The following is a 15,489-nucleotide window of genomic DNA, read 5'->3' as shown; positions in this document are numbered from 1 at the left end:
GCCCAGCGCCTGCTGGCGGGCGAACACGACGAGCCTGGCGCGATGCAGGCCGTGCCGCGCTGGCCGATGGATACTCTAAACAAGCCGTAAGCTGGAAGCTGGAAGCTGGAAGCTGGAAGCTGGAAGCTGGAAGCTGGAAGCTGGACAACAGCTTGAATTCGCCACATCGTGTGGCAAGGTCACTCTTCAAGCCTCCAGGAGCGAAGCGACGCTCTTCAAGCTTGTGGCTTACAAGGGTGGCTCATCACCGCGCCCGAGGCGCTGGATATTGAGAATATGGCGGCCCAGCACCAGCAGGGTAAAGGCGATCACCACGCCCACATAATCCGGCGCGAGCCACAGGCTGGCCAGAGGGGCGGCGGCGGCACTGGCCAGCGACGCTACCGCGGCGGTTCGTACCCGCCAGGCGAGCAACCCCCATAGCGTGGCACACACCAGCGCCACTCCCGGGGTCAGCACCAGCATCACACCAAAGGCACTGGCCACCGCCTTGCCACCGCGCAGGCGATGCCAGACCGGATAGCTGTGGCCCAGCAGCACGGCGAGGCCCACCACCCCCTGGGCCCAGGGCGGCAACCCCAGCAGAATCGCCCCCACCAGTACCGGCATGCCCTTGACGGCATCCACCAGCAGGGTCGCCAGCGCCAGCCAGCGCCCATGCAGGCGCAGCACATTGGAGAAGCCCGGATTGAAGGAGCCCGCCAGGCGCGGGTCGCCCACGCCCGCCAGCCGGCAGACGGTAAGCGCGCCGAGCCAGCTGCCGCTGAGGTAACCCAGCACCACCAGCGGCAATAGCGAGATCAGTGGCGCCTCCACGGCCGCCCCTCCTGCAACGGGAACTCGGCCATTCTGACAGTCCCGCTTCGGACTGCCCAGCAACCGAGGTATTCCACACGGCGCGGCTCGCGTACAATCTCGCCCCATTCCCCCTGCACCCGCCCGGAAGCCACCATGGATCTAGTGCTGATAGAGTCCCTCGCCGTCGACACCGTGATCGGCGTCTACGACTGGGAGCGCAACATCACCCAGCGCCTGGTACTCGACCTCGAGCTGGCCACCGATATTCGTCCCGCCGCGGCGGACGATGATATCGCCCAGACCCTCGACTACGCCGCCATCAGCGAGCGCATCCAGGCCTTCGCTGCCGCCCACGACTTCGCCCTGGTGGAGACCTTCGCCGAGCGACTGGCCGCGACCCTGCGCGAGGAGTTCGGCATCGCCTGGCTGCGCCTGGTCGTGCGCAAGCCCGGCGCCGTGGCGGCCGCTGCCGCGGTGGGCGTCAGCATCGAGCGCGGCGTGCGCCCGGGAGTGTCGTGATGGCGCTGGTCACGGTCAGCATCGGCAGCAATATCGAGCGCGACCACCATGTACGCGTCTGCCTGGACGCCCTGGCGGCCTCCTTCGAGAACCTGCGTGTCTCGCGCGTGTTCGAGAGTGAACCGGTAGGCTTCGAGGATGGACGCAACTTCTACAACCTGGTGGCGGCCTTCGAAAGTGACGCCTCGGTTGCAGAGCTGCAGGCCTGGTGCAAGCGCCTGGAATTCGCCAATGGCCGGCGCGAAGAGAGCCCCAAGTTCAGCCCCCGCACCCTGGATGTGGACCTGCTCACCGTGGGTGAGCTCAGCGGCGAGCACGGCGGGGTCAGCCTGCCACGCGGCGAGATCACCCACCACGCCTTCGTTCTGCAGCCCCTGGCCGAGCTGCTACCCGAGGCGCGACATCCCGTGAGCCAGGAGACCTACGCCTCCCTCTGGCACCGCTTCGACGCGGGTGACCAGCGGCTCTGGCCGGTATCCTTCATCTGGGCCGGGCGCAGGATCTCGACCCCGGACCGGGCGACCGACTAGGCTTTGTCTGAAAAGTCGGCGAGCGAAGGTTAGACAAGGCAAAAATCGGCGAAAAGACGGAGTTTACGGAGTGTAAATGAGTACTTTGAGTCGATTTTTAACGCTGTATAGCCGAGCGCAGCCAGTTTTCGGACAGAGTCTAGCCCGCCGGCCGGCGGCGAGCTTATTCACTGCCCAGGGCGGCATCGATCACCTCACGGCGTCGACGGGCAAGCTCCAGGCCCAGCTCGCGGCCCTTGAAGCCCTCCTCCACCAGCGCCTTCGGCAGCACCTGGGCGGCCAGCCGCCAGCCCAGGGCCAGCTCCTCGGCCAGCACCGGCGCCTCCAGGCTCACCAGGCTGATCAACGGCATCACCCGTTCGCCACGTCGCCAGGCATCGATGCGATCCAGCCAGGCGAGGATCTCGTCACCCGTCGCAGGCACCAGACGCGACGCCGCGACCAGCGCCCGAGTCTGCGCCACCTGGCGAGCCAGGTCGGCAAAGGCCCTGGGCTGACGCAGGCGCTCGGCCAACTCGGCTCGCTCCGCCTCGCCCAGATGCTCCACCAGGCGCGCCCAGCGCCAACAGGCCAGCGCCTCGCCCTCCCCCTCCTCGGGTAGGCGATGCAGTCGGCCCAGGGCCGCGTCCAGCGCTTCACGGTCGGCCACCAGCGCCGGCATCAGCTCCGCCAGGGCGCCGCACTCATCGAGTGTCTGAAAGTAGACCTCGGGCCAGGGCTCGGCCAGTGCCTTCTCGGTCTCGACCCACACTCGCTCGGCCACCAGATGGGCGAGCTCTCCGCTCTGCACCAGCTGGCGCATCAGCTCCCGAGTCTCCTCGGCGATGGTGAAACCGAGGCCCGCATAGCGGGCCAGGAAACGCGCGGTACGCAACACCCGCAGCGGATCCTCCACGAAGGCCGGCGAGACATGGCGCAACACCCGCGCCTCCAGGTCGGCGAGGCCGGCATAGGGGTCCACCAGCTCGCCCTCCAGGGTCTCGGCCATGGCGTTGATGGTCAGGTCACGGCGCGCCAGATCCTCCTCCAGGGTCACCTCGGGGCTGGCATGCACCTCGAAGCCGGTATAGCCATGGCCGGCCTTGCGCTCGGTGCGCGCCAGGGCGTACTCCTCGTGGGTTCGGGGGTGGAGAAAGACCGGAAAGTCACGTCCCACGGGCCTGAATCCGCGCCGACGCAGGGCCTCGGGGGTGGCCCCGACCACCACCCAGTCGGTATCGGTGACCGGCCAGCCGAGGTGTGCATCGCGCACCGCCCCACCTACCCGATAGACCCTTAGCCCTGCCACGGCCGGATCACACGACCCCGCCACGCTCAGGCCTCCACTCGATCGGGATGGCGCAGCTGCCAGTCGGTAAAGCCGCCATCGAGACTGTAGACCTCGGCAAAGCCCTGGCCGGCCAGCCAGGCCGCCGCCTGCTGGCTGGAGTGACCGTGGTAACAGACCACCACCACCGGCCGCTCCGCGGGCGTCGCCTCGACGAACTCGCCTACCGACTCGTTGTCGAGCCGGCGACTGCCGGGAATATGGCCCTGGGCGAAGCTCAGGGCGTCGCGGATATCCACCAGCGCCGTCTCCCGGCCCTCATCGAGCCAGGCCTTGAGAGTGGGGGTATCGAGATGCTGGAAGCTCATGGCACGCCTCATGTCGGGGTTGTAAGCGGTTCAGGATAAACGGCTTGTGAGGGATCAGGATAGAAACGGTGCCGCCGCGCTTATCGCCGCCGGCTGGGCACGCTGATGCGCTCGCCGCGTTCGAGGTCCAGGGCCGTCAGGGAGCCACCCCATACACAGCCGGTGTCCAGCGCGCAGGCATTGACACGGCTGCCCGGCGTCTCGCCCTGGAGGGCCGCCCAGTGACCGAAGACGAGCCGAGTAGCGTCGCCACGCGGATAACGGAACCAGGGAGCGAACCCCGCCGGGGCACTGTCGAGCCCCTCCTTGGCGGCGAAGTCCAGCCGGCCCTCGGCATCGATGAAGCGCATGCGGGTGAGCACGTTGACGATGGCACGCAGGCGATCGATGCCCTCGAGGTCATCGCGCCAGCAATCCGGCGCATTGCCATACATGCGCTCGAGAAAGCCCCCGGCCTGTTCACCGGTGAGCATCACCTCCACCTCGGCGGCGAGCCTCTCGGCCTGGTCCGGCGACCATCGGGGCAGCAGTCCGGCATGGGTCATCAGGGTATCCTCACCGCCCAGCGTCTCACGCACCAGCAGTGGGCGTGACTGAAGCCAGTCGAGCAGTCGCTCGCGATCCGGGGCGGCGAGGATGGCATCGAGGGTATCCTTGCGATTGAGCGTGGCGCCCCCTCGAGCCACCGCCAGCAGGTGGAGGTCATGGTTGCCGAGCACCGTCAGGGCGGCGTCTCCCAGGGCCTCGACCTCGCGCAGGCAGTCCAGTGACCCCGGGCCACGATTGACCAGATCGCCGGCCAGCCACAGCCGGTCGCGACGCGGATCGAAGCCGAGGGTCTCGAGCAGCTCGACGAACTCTGCGTGACACCCCTGAAGGTCGCCGATGGCATAGGTCGTCATGGACGCTCCCTGTTGATGGTTCGGACGCAGCTTGTGGTTCGGCTGCCGCGAATTCAGTGGACCTGGTTGGGCCCGGCCAGCCGGAAGGGGGCAATGGGCACCTCGAAGGGGCGCTGGGTGGCGGTATCGACGCAGGTGTACTCGCCCTGCATCACCCCCACCGGTCCATCGAGGATGGCGCGACTGGTATAGCGAAAGTGCTGGCCGGGGGCAATCACCGGCTGCTGCCCCACCACCCCCTTGCCTCGCACGTCCTGAACCTTGCCGCTGCCCTGGGTGATGGTCCAGTGACGTGCCATCAGCTGGATGCTATGACGCGAGGCGTTGTGCACCGTCACGGTGTAGCTGAACACATAACGCTCCTCCTCGGGAGCGGACTCCTCGGGGCGAAACTCCGGTTCGACCTCGACGTTGACGGCCACCCCCTCGGTCATCACGGGATCATCGCCTGAGGCTCGGTCGCTCATGGGCGCGCCTCCCCGGTGGCCTGGGTCAGGTGATCGGCAATCGACACGAACTCCTCCACGCTGAGGGTCTGAGGGCGCCTCGCGGGGTCGATCCCCAGCGCCTCGAGCTCGTCGGCGGTGATGCGCCCCTTGAGGTTGTTGCGCAGGGTCTTGCGACGCTGGCCGAACGCCTCCTTGACGATCGTGGCCAGCAGCGCTTCATCGCGGGCCGGATGGGGCAACTCGGCATGGGGCGTCAACCGCACGATGGCGGAATCCACCTTGGGCCGCGGCACGAAGGCTTCCGGCGGGACCACGAACAGTGACTCCACCCGACAGCGATACTGGGCCATCACCGAGAGCCGCCCCCAGTCGGCACCGCCTGGCTCGGCGGCAAGGCGCTCCACCACTTCCTTCTGCAGCATGAAGTGCATGTCGGCGACGGCATCGCCGGCCTGGAGCAGGTGGGCAATCAGCGGGGTCGAGATATTGTAGGGCAGGTTGCCGACCACCCGCAGCGGCTCGCCCTCACCGCGCAGGGCGCGAAAATCGACCTTGAGGGCGTCGCCCTCATGGATCACGAAGTCGGGATAGTTGAAGAACTGAACGCGCAAGCCGGGAATCAGGTCACGGTCGAGCTCGATCACCTCCAGGCGTCCGTCGGCGGCCTCCAGCAACGGCTCGGTGAGCGCCCCCTGGCCGGGGCCGATCTCCACGATGCGCTGGCCGGGGCGCGGCCCGATGGCCCGCACGATGCGAGAGATGATGCCGCGGTCGCGCAGAAAGTTCTGTCCGAAGCGCTTGCGGGCCTGATGAACCGGGGGGCGAGATGCCATTCAGGAGTGTCCTTCTATCACTAAATAGTCCAAATATCGCAGTGCCGCTTTCTCGGGGCTGACCCGGCGACAGGCCCTTCGCGGAGGCGCTGTGAATACCTCCCTGTACGCTACCGATTCCTTCCCTGGAATCGGACCTCCGCTTCGACCTGTCCCCGACGCCCCTCGAGCGACACTCGTTTTCGTTAAGCTTCACGCACCGCGGCCGGCCATCTCCGCGGCCAGGGCCACGGCGACCCGCAGGCTACCCGGGTCGGCGCGGCCCGTGCCGGCCAGATCCAGGGCGGTGCCGTGATCCACCGAGGTACGCACCAGCGGCAGCCCCAGGGTGATATTGGCGGCCCGGCCGAACCCAGCATACTTGAGTACCGGCAGGCCCTGGTCATGATACATGGCCAGCACCGCATCGACGCCCGCCAGGTGCCGTGGGGTAAACAGGGTATCGGCGGGCAGCGGGCCATCGAGGGTCAACCCCTCGTCGCGCAGTGCGGCCAGGGTCGGTTCGATCACCTCGATCTCCTCGCGCCCCAGGTGGCCCCCCTCCCCGGCATGGGGGTTGAGCCCGCACACCGCGATGCGCGGCGTGGCCACCCCGAACCAGCGCCTCAGATCGGCGTCGAGAATGCGCAGCACCCGTGTCAGACGCTCCGCAGTGGTGGCCTCGGCCACGTCGCGCAACGGCAGGTGGGTGGTGGCCAGCGCCACTCGCAGTGATGCCCCCTCCGCCCAGTCAGGCCGCTCGGCATGCAGGGCGGCATCGGTGGCGAGCATCATCACCACCTCCTCGACACCGCAGGCATCACGGAGATACTCGGTGTGGCCGGTAAACCCGGCATGCCCCGCATCGAGGATCACACCCTTGTGCAGCGGCGCGGTGACCATGCCCTGAGCGTGCCCCGCCCGACAGGCATCGATGGCCACATCCAGGGTCTCGAGTACATAGGCCGCGTTGTGTGGCGCCAGCACTCCCGGTCGGGCCGGCTCACGCAGCGTCACGGGCCATACCGGAAGCTGGCCGGGGGCCACCGATGGCACCTCCTCGCCGGGTGCCGCCTGGAGCAGCTCGATGGCAAGGCCCAGCCGGGAGGCGCGCTCGGCAAGCAGCGCGGGATCCCCCACGGCCACCACCCGCGCATCATCAACCCCCTCGGCGGCCAGTCTCAGGACGAGATCCGGGCCGATACCGGCCGGCTCGCCGGTCGTCAGCGCCAACAGCGGCATGCCTGGCGTCGTCATCAGCGTGCGTCGAGGCGATTGTCGACGAAGGCCTGGGAGCGGATCTCCTGTAGCCAGGCTTCGAGCTCGGCGTTGGCCTTGCGCTGAAAGAGGGCCTGCTGGGCCTGCTCACGGGTGGCGCCCTGCTGCGCCATGAAGCGCTCCACCTCCCGCTCGGAGAGAGTGACTCGGCTGCCGACACGACGCTGCTGAAGCTGGCGCAGCGTGATTTCGCGACGGATCTCCTCCCGCACGCTGGCCAGCGTCAGGCCATCGGCCTCCAGGGCGTCGGCAAACTGCTCCAGGCTCATGCCATTGCGCTCGGCGATGCCACGCACCTGACGATTGAGCTCGGTGTCGTCCACCGTGAGGCCGGACTCCTCGGCCATCTGCCACTGGATCTCCTCGAGGATCATCTGCTCCAGGATCTGTTCGCGCAGCACCCTTTCCGGGGGAAGCTCCTGCTGCTGGGCGCTCATCTGGCTGCGCACCTGGGCGATACGCTCCTCGAGCTGGCTATGCATGATCGCCCCCTCGTTGACCACCGCCACGATATGATCCAGGGCCTGGCGCTGGCTGGAGGTGAATTCCTGGGCCTGGGTGCCGAACGGCACCACGGCGAGGCCCAGCGCCATCGCCAGGCCGGCGGCCAGGAGGGGGGTGCGGCGACTACGCATGGTGTGCTGTCCTTTCATCATTCCTCTCTAACGGGCCAACCCGGCCTAGAAGGCGGTGCTGCGGTAGCCGGGAATGGCCTCCTCGAAGTAGCTGTCGGCCTCGCGGCCCACGCCGCCGAGCCCCTTGAACACGAAGCGCAGGAAGATCCCGCGGTCGGTGAAGTCATCGGTCACGGCGCCGGTGTCGTTGTCATCGATCCACTCGCGCCACACCAGCTGCACGCCGTAGCAGCAGTCGTTCCACTGCACCCCGGCCAGCTGCTCCAGGGAGCGGTCGTTGGTATTGTCGTAGAGCAGGCGGCCGATCAGGTCGAGGCTCCGGCCGGCCTGCCACGCAAACGAGACGTCATACTCCTCGCGATCGTAGTCACGGAAGTCATCGTCGGTCCGATCCAGCGAGGGGTCGAAGCCTTCGAGCTCCCAGTGGTAGCCGAGGTTCAATGCATGCCCCTGGGGCGAGCGATACTGCAGGTCGACCCCGGTACGCTCGGTACGCTCCCGGTCGTCGTCATAGAGCCACTGCCAGCGGGTACGCCAGCGTTCGGTGACCTGCCAGTCGGCATTCGCCACCAGCGGCGAGCGATCCCGGGTGGCGCGATAGCGATCGGCACCATTGGCCGGCAGCTCGTCGGGGTTGCCCGCCATGTCGATCGTGCGATCCTCGAAGTAGAGCGCCTGCCCCAGCCCCAGGGAGAGGCGCTGGCGGCCGCTGCCATCCTCCAGCAGGCGCGACGCCACGCCCAGGGAGAGGCGGTTGAGGTCACCGACCCGATCGCTGCCCGAGAAGCGGTGGGGCGACCACAGCTGGCCCCAGGAGAAGGCGCGCTCGCTGGTGTCGAAGTCGGGGAAGTCACTCTGGTCCCGGGCCGGCACATAGGCGTAGTTGGCCCTCGGCTCCAGCGTCTGGCGATAACCACGGCCGCCCAGGTCGAGCTCACGCTCGAAGACCAGGCCGGCATCCACGGAGGTGACCGGCACGCTGCGGGTCAGGCTGGTATCGCGATCGCCGACGTCACGGTTACCGTAGTCCAGCTCATAGGCGGTACCCAGCCACTCGAGTCGCGGCTCCAGGTGGCCCCAGCTCGCGTCGAAGCGCCAGCCCAGGGCCGGCGACAGATGCAGCCGGGAGCCGGTGGCTGCCTCACGATCAAAATGCTCATTATTCGGCAACGCTGTCTCGTCGATGTCGCGCCAGAAGTAGCTGTAGTTGCTTCGCCACTGCTGATAGAAGCCGCTCTCCTGACGCCAGCGGGCAGAAGCGCTGAGGCTGGGCAGGCGATAGAAGGGCTTGTCCTGCTCCAGCAGCGGGTCATCGAGCTTCTGGAACCCCTGGGCGCGAGCATCGAGGCGCCAGGTGTCGCCGCGGTAATCGATCTGGGCCAGCCGTGGCATCGCCGAGGTGTTCTGCTCGGCGAAGTCACTGCCGAAATCATCGAAGTAGCGACCATCGCTGGCCGCACCGTAGCGCAGCCGATAGTGGGTGCGGGGGTCCAGGGTGCCGGCATGGCGATAGTCGAGGTACCAGCGCTCCTCGCCCTCGAAGCGCCGCGGTGGATCATTGGGGTTGTCGCTGCTGCCGGCATCGTCGCTGCCCAGCCAGGCGCCCTCGACCTGACCGGCCGCGGAAGGGAACAGATAGCGGTACTGGCCACCCAGCAGTAGCCCGCTGTCGCTGATCCAGCGCGGCGTGATGGTGGCGTCCTGGTCCGGGGCGATATTCCAGTAGAAGGGCTGGGCATAGTCCAGCGAGTCGCTGGAGAAGCCCACCGTGGGCCACAGGAAACCGGTATGCCGGCGATCATCGATGGGAAAGCGTACCCAAGGCCAGTAGAAGACCGGTACATCCTTCACCTCCAGCCGGGCATGGCGGGCGGTACCGAATCCGCTCTCCCGGTCGAGCACGACATCACCGCCCACCAGGCGCCATAGATTGTCGCCCGGGTCGCAGGTGGTGAAGCTCGCCGAGGAGAGCCGGTAGCGGCCATCCTCGAGGCGAGCCAGGCGCTCGGCATCCCCACGCAGGCGCTGGTCGTGAACCACATAGTGGGCCTCGTCGATGCTCGCCGCATCGTTGACCAGCGAGAGCTCGGCGGCACTGCCCCGCACCAGCAGCCCCTGGTCGCGCAATGCCATGGGGCCCTCGGCGTAGGCACGCTCCCGACTGGGGGGCACGCGCACCTCCGGGGTCTCGAGCTGGGCGGTGTCGCGGCGCAGCACAACCTCGCCCCGCAGCAGGGTCTCACCATCCTCGCCGTAGTGGGCGCTGGACGACTCGCTGGCCACTTTGCCGGGCTCCGGCGGCGGCAGGCGATAGCCGGGCATCACATACCGCCCGCGACATCGGGCATCCGCGGGGCGCTCGTCGCCCCAGGCTTGAAAGTCCAGCTGTTCGGCAGGCAGCGACTCCGGGGGAGCCGCCTGCAGCGGACCTCCGGCAAACGCCGCGGTCACCAGGCCCGCGAGGGCTGTCCATGAGAGTCGCTTGCCCATGTTGGTCGATGTCCTTGGCGGGGTGAAACGCTATTATACAGGCCGCCGCCGGCCTGTCCTGCCGGCGGTGGCGGCGCAGCGCCCAGCATGCGGTGCCTGCCCACGACCGTCAACCGGACATACCGACTGGAGCCTCATCAATGACCGACGCCGCCCTTGACGCCTCGCGCCACGAACGGCTCACCCGTTGGGCCGCCGAGTGCCACGCCCTGGCGCCCGATGCCTTCGAGCTGCGCCTGGCCGCCGGTGACGCCAGCTTCCGCCGCTACTACCGTCTTGCCCTGCCCGATGGCACCACCCGCATCCTGATGGATGCCCCACCCGACCAGGAGGATAGCAGCCCCTTCGTGGCCATCGCCCGTCGCTGGGAGGCCGCCGGGCTAGCGGTGCCGCACCTCTACTCGGTCGACCTGGAGGCGGGATTTATCGAACTGGAGGACCTCGGAGATACGCCGCTGCAGCACTGCTTCGACGATGACGCCGAGACGGCAGCCTGGCACGAGCGCGCCATGGCGCTGCTCCATGATCTACAGAATCGCGCCGGACCCGAGTCCCTGCCACGCTTCGATGCCGCCCTGCTCGAGCGTGAGCTGGAGCTCTTCCCCGAGTGGTGCCTGGGCGAATGGCTTGGTCTGGAAACACCGGCAGGCTGGTCGGCGTTACGCCAGGCCCTGGTGGCGCAGGCACTGGCCCAGCCGGTGGTCACCGTGCATCGCGACTTCGATGCCATGAACCTGATGGTTCGCGATGACGCCCTGGTGTTGATCGATTTCCAGGACGCCGTCGCCGGCCCGCTCAACTACGACCTGGTCTCGCTACTGCGCGGCCGCTACTGCCGCTTCGACACGCCGCGCTTCGCCGCGTGGGTCGAGGCCTTCCGGCGCCGCGCGATCGCCGACGGCCGCCTTCCCTCCCGCACCACGGAGGCCGACTTCCTGGCCCAGGCCAACGCCATGGCCGCCCAGCGCTCGCTCAAGGTCCTGGGCATCTTCTGCCGCCTGACCCTACGCGACCGGAAGTCGGGCTATCTCGAGCGCCTGCCCCACTTCCTCGATCACCTCGAGGACAGCCTTGCAGGCCTGGAGGGACACGACGCCTTCAAGACCTGGCTGTCCGACACCTTCCGACCGGCCCTGGTCACCCGGCTGGAGGCGAGCGCATGAAGGCGATGATCCTGGCCGCCGGCCTCGGCACCCGCATGCGACCGCTCACCGACCACTGCCCCAAGCCGCTGCTGCGGGTGGGCAACAAGCCACTGATCGTTCATCACCTCGAACGACTGCGCGCGGCGGGCATCCATGAGGTCGTGATCAACGTCAGCTATCGGGCCGAACAGATCATCGAGGCGCTTGGGGATGGCAGCTCTTGCGGGGTTTCCATCGCCTGGAGCCGGGAGGAGACGCCCCTGGAAACCGGCGGCGGCATCCAGCGGGCGCTGCCGCTGCTTGGTAACACGCCCTTCCTGCTGGTCAACGGGGATATCTGGTGCGACCTCGACCTAACCACACTGCCCGCGCTCGGCGACGGCGACCTGGCGCGGCTGGTGCTGGTGGACAATCCCGAGCATCACCCGGATGGCGATTTCCACCTCGACGCCGATGGCCGGGTGCTCCCCCAGGGTGAACCGCGACTCACCTTCTCGGGCCTCAGCCTGCTCGACCCGGCACTGGTGGTCGACGAGCCTCCCGGTGCCTTCGCCCTGGCGCCGCTGCTGCGCCGCGCCATTACCGCAGGCCGAGTGGCCGGCCACCACCACCGCGGTCAATGGGTAGACGTGGGTACGCCTGAGCGGTTGAGAAAGCTGGACGAGGAGCTGGCGTCGAATCGCCCCCGAAGCTGAGCGAGAGCCGCCCAGCTGCTATGCTGGCCACCTTTGCCCGAGACTCGAAAAGGAAACCGGAATCATGAAAGCCACAGTGAAATGGACCGACGGCCGCCAGTTCGTCGCCGAATCGGGAAGCGGCCATAGCGTGGTCATCGACGGGCCGCCCGACCATGGCGGTCGCAACACCGGCCCACGCCCCATGGAGATGCTGTTGATGGGCATGGGCGCCTGCGCCTCCTTCGATGTTCTCAATATCCTCGAGAAGGCCCGCGCCGATGTCAGTGACTGCGTGGCCAGCATCGAGGCCGAACGCGCCGACGCCACGCCCAGCGTGTTCACGTCGATTCACGCCCACTTTACCGTGACCGGCAAGGGGCTTAAGGAGAAGCAGGTGGCGCGAGCCGTGGAACTCTCCGCCGAGAAGTACTGCAGCGCCTCGATCATGCTGGCCAAGGGCGGGGTCGAGATGTCCCACTCCTATACCATCATCGAAGACGACGTAAACAAGACGGTCTAGAGGGCTGAAACACCCGGAATGCACCTGATGCGCCGAACACCGTAGATCGCGCGGTTGCCCGCAGGAACGCCGACTACCCAGCCGGCCAGGTAAAGCGTCGGCCGCCCATCAGGTGCATGTGAATATGATAGACCGTCTGGCCACCCTGGTCATTGCAGTTCATCACCACTCGATAGCCCTCCTCGGCGAAGCCACGCTCCTGCGCCAGACGGGCGGCGGTGAACTGCAGACGGCCCACCAACGCCAGATCGCCCTCCTCGATATCGTTGAGGGTCGCGACATGCTTCCTGGGAATGATCAGCAGATGGGTCGGTGCCTGGGGGTTGATATCCTCGAAGGCCACGACCTGATCATCCTCGAAGACGATCTCGGCGGGAATCTCGCGATTGATGATCTTGCAGAATAGACACGCCATCTTTCAGGCCTCCTCCTCGACAGGGTGTGCGACCTCAGCGCGAACGGCGCTGGGCCAGCAGGTGACGCACCAGCGGCCCCAGGATCAACTCCATGGCCAGGGAGACTCGTGCACCGGGCACCACCAGGGTATGCGGGCGGCTCATGAAGGCATCCGGGATCATCGCCAGCAGATAGGGGAAATCCACCGTGGACGGCTCGCGGAAACGAATCACCGCGAAGGACTCGGCATCCGAGGGAATATCCTGCACCTCGAAGGGGTTGGAGGTATCCACCGTCGGCACTCGCTGGAAGTTGATATGGGTACGCGAGAACTGCGGCTGGATGTAGCGCACATAGTCGTCCATGCGCCCCAGGATGGTGTCGATCACCGCCTCCTGTGAGTAGCCGCGCAGCTTGGTATCACGGTCGATCTTCTGGATCCACTCCAGGTTCATGGTCGGCGCCACGCCCACCAGCAGGTCGACGTGGCGAGCGATATCGTGCTCGGGCGTGACCAGGCCGCCATGCAGCCCCTCGTAGAACAGCAGATCGGTACCATAGGGCAGGGGCTGCCACTCGGTGAAGGTGCCGATCTGGTACCCCGCCTCGATCATCTGCTTGTCTTCGGCGTGGATGTACTGACGATAGGTACCGCTCCCGCTGTCGCCATACTCCTGGAACAGCGTCTCGAGCTCCTCGAGCAGATTGGCCTCCACCGCGAAGTGGGACAGCTCCCCCTTGTCGGGCGCCTCGCGGAAGGTTCGCGCCAGCTCTTCACGGGTATAGCGGTGAAAGGCATCGCCATCGACGAAGGCGGCATGCACGTCCTCCCGGGCGAACATGCGCTCGAAGGTGCGCCTGACGGTGGTGGTGCCGGCCCCCGAGGAGCCGGTCACGGCGATGATCGGGTATTCACGGGACATCAGGCCCCTCCTGTCCCGGCGAAAGCCGCCTTCACCGCCTCGGGCACCGTCACCGGGCGGCCGGTCTCGGGGTCCACCAGCAGCAGGTTGAGGCGCGCCGTGGCCACCGGCCTCCCCCCCTCGGCATGACACACCCGCTGAAAGACGGTGAGCGCCTTGCCGCGCGGGGTGGGGATCGCCGTCTCCACCACCAGGGCATCGGGCCAGCGCGCCTCGGACTGGTACTGCACGGCGAGGTCGGCCACCACGCTTGGGTAGCCGCCCAGATCCCACTCGGTCAACCCCCGTGAGGCCAGCGCCTGAATGCGTGCCTCGTGGAGCAGCGACACCAGGGCATCATGCCCCAGGTGGCGGCCATAGTTCATGTCGGTCACTCGCACCGTCAGCGGCTGACGATGGATGATGGCGGCCTCGGGAAACTCAAGCCTGACGCGCTCCATGCTCGCCTCCTCACTGTTGATCTTGTTATGAAACGACCGACGACTCAGCGCTCGCCACGCTCCCGGGCAATGGCCCGATGGGCGATATCACGGCGACAGAAGCTCCCCTCCCAGCGGATGGCATCGACCCCGTGATAGGCATTCTCGGCGGCGGCCGCCACGCCCTCACCCAGGGCGGTGACACAGAGTACACGCCCACCGGAGGTCACCAGGTGGCCATCCCGCTCGGCGGTGCCGGCATGAAACACCTTGCAGCCGGCGGCCTCGGCGGCCTCGAGCCCCTCGATGACATCGCCCTTGCGATAGCTGCCCGGATAGCCGCCGGCGGCGAGCACCACGCCTACCGAGGCACGCTCGTCCCACTCGCAGGCCATGCCGGATAGCTCGCCCCGCGCGCCCGCCAGGCAGAGCTCGGCGAGGTCGGAGCGCAGACGCAGCATGATCGGCTGTGTCTCGGGGTCGCCGAAGCGACAGTTGTACTCGATCACCTTGGGGTTGCCCGCGGCATCGATCATCAGGCCGGCGTAGAGGAAGCCGGTGTAGGAGTGCCCCTCTTCGGCCATGCCACGCACCGTCGGCAGCACCACCCGCTCCATGATGCGCTCGTGCACCTCGGCGGTGACCACCGGGGCCGGCGAATAGGCCCCCATGCCGCCGGTGTTGGGTCCGCTGTCGCCTTCGCCGACCCGCTTGTGGTCCTGGCTGGTGGCCATGGGCAGTACGGTCTCGCCATCTACCATGACGATAAAGCTGGCCTCTTCGCCGTCGAGAAACTCCTCGATCACCACGCGGGCGCCGGCATCACCGAAGGCATTATCCTCGAGCATGTCACGCACCGCCGCTTCGGCCTCCTCGAGGCTCATGGCGACGATGACGCCCTTGCCCGCGGCCAGCCCGTCGGCCTTGATCACGATGGGGGCGCCCTGCTCACGCAGGTAGGCCAGCGCCGGCGCCACCGCGGTGAAGGTACGGTACTCGGCGGTGGGAATGGCGTGGCGCGCCAGGAAGTCCTTGGTGAAGGCCTTGGAGCCCTCGAGCTGGGCGGCACCGGCGGTGGGGCCGAAGATTGCCAGGCCCGCCTCGCGGAAGCGGTCCACCACGCCGGCCACCAGCGGCGCCTCGGGGCCGACGATGGTCAGGTCGATGCCGGCATCCCGGGCGAAGAGCAGCAGCCCCTCCAGGTCATCCGCAGCGATGGCCACATTGGTCAGCCCGGGTTCCCGGGCGCTGCCGGCATTGCCCGGTGCCACATAGGTCATTGTCACCTTGGGTGACTGAGCGACCTTCCAGGCCAGGGCGTGTTCGCGGCCACCGCCGCCGATGATCAGCACCTTCATCCT

Annotated in this window: 18 protein-coding genes; 5 read left to right on the top strand and 13 right to left on the bottom strand. The window is 67.5% G+C overall.

Annotated elements, in window-relative coordinates; genetic code table 11:
• Positions 1–228: 228 nt before the first annotated feature.
• The gene (locus Q0894_RS04495; protein ID WP_132044342.1) at positions 229–792 is read right to left on the bottom strand and encodes a glycerol-3-phosphate acyltransferase; all 564 of its coding nucleotides are present in this window, start codon (positions 790–792) and stop codon (positions 229–231) included.
• 159 nt (positions 793–951) lie between these two features.
• On the opposite strand from Q0894_RS04495, the gene folB reads away from it, so the two are divergent.
• Positions 952–1,317, top strand: coding sequence for a dihydroneopterin aldolase (gene folB, locus Q0894_RS04490; RefSeq protein ID WP_132044215.1), 366 nt, complete (start codon positions 952–954; stop codon positions 1,315–1,317).
• Complete coding sequence (folK, locus tag Q0894_RS04485; RefSeq protein ID WP_299231885.1) at positions 1,317–1,847, top strand: 2-amino-4-hydroxy-6-hydroxymethyldihydropteridine diphosphokinase; 531 nt, start codon at positions 1,317–1,319, stop codon at positions 1,845–1,847. The genes folB and folK overlap by 1 nt, the downstream gene beginning before the upstream one ends.
• Before the next feature lie 163 nt (positions 1,848–2,010).
• Here folK and Q0894_RS04480 read toward each other — a convergent pair whose 3' ends face one another.
• The 8 genes from Q0894_RS04480 to Q0894_RS04445 all read right to left on the bottom strand — a co-directional run bounded on the left by Q0894_RS04480 (position 2,011) and on the right by Q0894_RS04445 (position 10,048).
• Positions 2,011–3,159 (bottom strand): polynucleotide adenylyltransferase, encoded by a 1,149-nt coding sequence (locus tag Q0894_RS04480; protein ID WP_132044219.1) that lies wholly within the window; start codon positions 3,157–3,159, stop codon positions 2,011–2,013.
• 2 nt (positions 3,160–3,161) lie between these two features.
• A complete protein-coding gene (gene glpE / locus Q0894_RS04475) occupies positions 3,162–3,482 on the bottom strand; it encodes a thiosulfate sulfurtransferase GlpE (protein ID WP_132044221.1) in 321 nt (106 codons plus the stop codon).
• An 80-nt stretch (positions 3,483–3,562) separates the two neighbouring features.
• Entirely contained in the window at positions 3,563–4,384 is an 822-nt protein-coding gene (locus tag Q0894_RS04470; protein ID WP_132044223.1) for a symmetrical bis(5'-nucleosyl)-tetraphosphatase, read from the bottom strand.
• Between the two features lie 53 nt (positions 4,385–4,437).
• The gene (gene apaG / locus Q0894_RS04465) at positions 4,438–4,818 is read right to left on the bottom strand and encodes a Co2+/Mg2+ efflux protein ApaG (RefSeq protein WP_132044344.1); all 381 of its coding nucleotides are present in this window, start codon (positions 4,816–4,818) and stop codon (positions 4,438–4,440) included.
• A 29-nt stretch (positions 4,819–4,847) separates the two neighbouring features.
• The gene (gene rsmA / locus Q0894_RS04460) at positions 4,848–5,666 is read right to left on the bottom strand and encodes a 16S rRNA (adenine(1518)-N(6)/adenine(1519)-N(6))-dimethyltransferase RsmA (RefSeq protein WP_132044225.1); all 819 of its coding nucleotides are present in this window, start codon (positions 5,664–5,666) and stop codon (positions 4,848–4,850) included.
• 192 nt (positions 5,667–5,858) lie between these two features.
• Entirely contained in the window at positions 5,859–6,902 is a 1,044-nt protein-coding gene (gene pdxA, locus Q0894_RS04455) for a 4-hydroxythreonine-4-phosphate dehydrogenase PdxA (RefSeq protein WP_132044227.1), read from the bottom strand.
• Complete coding sequence (locus tag Q0894_RS04450) at positions 6,902–7,558, bottom strand: SurA N-terminal domain-containing protein (RefSeq protein WP_132044229.1); 657 nt, start codon at positions 7,556–7,558, stop codon at positions 6,902–6,904. The genes pdxA and Q0894_RS04450 overlap by 1 nt, the downstream gene beginning before the upstream one ends.
• 45 nt (positions 7,559–7,603) lie before the next feature.
• On the bottom strand, positions 7,604–10,048 hold the full coding sequence (locus Q0894_RS04445) for an LPS-assembly protein LptD (protein WP_132044231.1): 2,445 nt from the start codon (positions 10,046–10,048) through the stop codon (positions 7,604–7,606).
• Positions 10,049–10,188: 140 nt separating this feature from the next.
• Here Q0894_RS04445 and Q0894_RS04440 point away from each other — a divergent pair, with 140 nt between their 5' ends.
• The 3 genes from Q0894_RS04440 (at position 10,189) to Q0894_RS04430 (ending at position 12,390) form a co-directional block, all read left to right on the top strand.
• A complete protein-coding gene (locus tag Q0894_RS04440; protein ID WP_299231870.1) occupies positions 10,189–11,211 on the top strand; it encodes a phosphotransferase in 1,023 nt (340 codons plus the stop codon).
• Positions 11,208–11,888 carry an N-acetylmuramate alpha-1-phosphate uridylyltransferase MurU gene (gene murU / locus Q0894_RS04435; protein WP_299231868.1) on the top strand — a complete coding sequence of 227 codons (681 nt, stop codon included), beginning with the start codon at positions 11,208–11,210 and terminating at the stop codon, positions 11,886–11,888. Before Q0894_RS04440 ends, murU begins: the two co-directional genes overlap by 4 nt.
• Positions 11,889–11,952: 64 nt before the next feature.
• On the top strand, positions 11,953–12,390 hold the full coding sequence (locus tag Q0894_RS04430) for an OsmC family protein (protein WP_299231866.1): 438 nt from the start codon (positions 11,953–11,955) through the stop codon (positions 12,388–12,390).
• 73 nt (positions 12,391–12,463) lie between these two features.
• Here the strand turns inward: Q0894_RS04430 and Q0894_RS04425 are convergent, their stop codons facing one another.
• The 4 genes from Q0894_RS04425 to purD are packed head-to-tail and all read right to left on the bottom strand — an operon-like array spanning position 12,464 to position 15,486.
• On the bottom strand, positions 12,464–12,805 hold the full coding sequence (locus Q0894_RS04425) for a histidine triad nucleotide-binding protein (protein ID WP_299231863.1): 342 nt from the start codon (positions 12,803–12,805) through the stop codon (positions 12,464–12,466).
• A gap of 34 nt (positions 12,806–12,839) precedes the next feature.
• Positions 12,840–13,709 carry a phosphoribulokinase gene (locus tag Q0894_RS04420; protein WP_299231861.1) on the bottom strand — a complete coding sequence of 290 codons (870 nt, stop codon included), beginning with the start codon at positions 13,707–13,709 and terminating at the stop codon, positions 12,840–12,842.
• Positions 13,709–14,149 carry a thioesterase family protein gene (locus Q0894_RS04415; RefSeq protein WP_299231859.1) on the bottom strand — a complete coding sequence of 147 codons (441 nt, stop codon included), beginning with the start codon at positions 14,147–14,149 and terminating at the stop codon, positions 13,709–13,711. The genes Q0894_RS04420 and Q0894_RS04415 overlap by 1 nt, the downstream gene beginning before the upstream one ends.
• A gap of 44 nt (positions 14,150–14,193) precedes the next feature.
• Positions 14,194–15,486, bottom strand: coding sequence for a phosphoribosylamine--glycine ligase (gene purD, locus Q0894_RS04410; RefSeq protein ID WP_299231857.1), 1,293 nt, complete (start codon positions 15,484–15,486; stop codon positions 14,194–14,196).
• Positions 15,487–15,489: the final 3 nt, after the last annotated feature.

Origin of the sequence: uncultured Halomonas sp. (assembly GCF_947501415.1) — a bacterium.
Lineage (GTDB): Bacteria > Pseudomonadota > Gammaproteobacteria > Pseudomonadales > Halomonadaceae > Halomonas.
The sequence above is the reverse complement of the archived record's forward strand: the minus strand, read 5'-3'. Positions and strand labels throughout refer to the sequence as shown.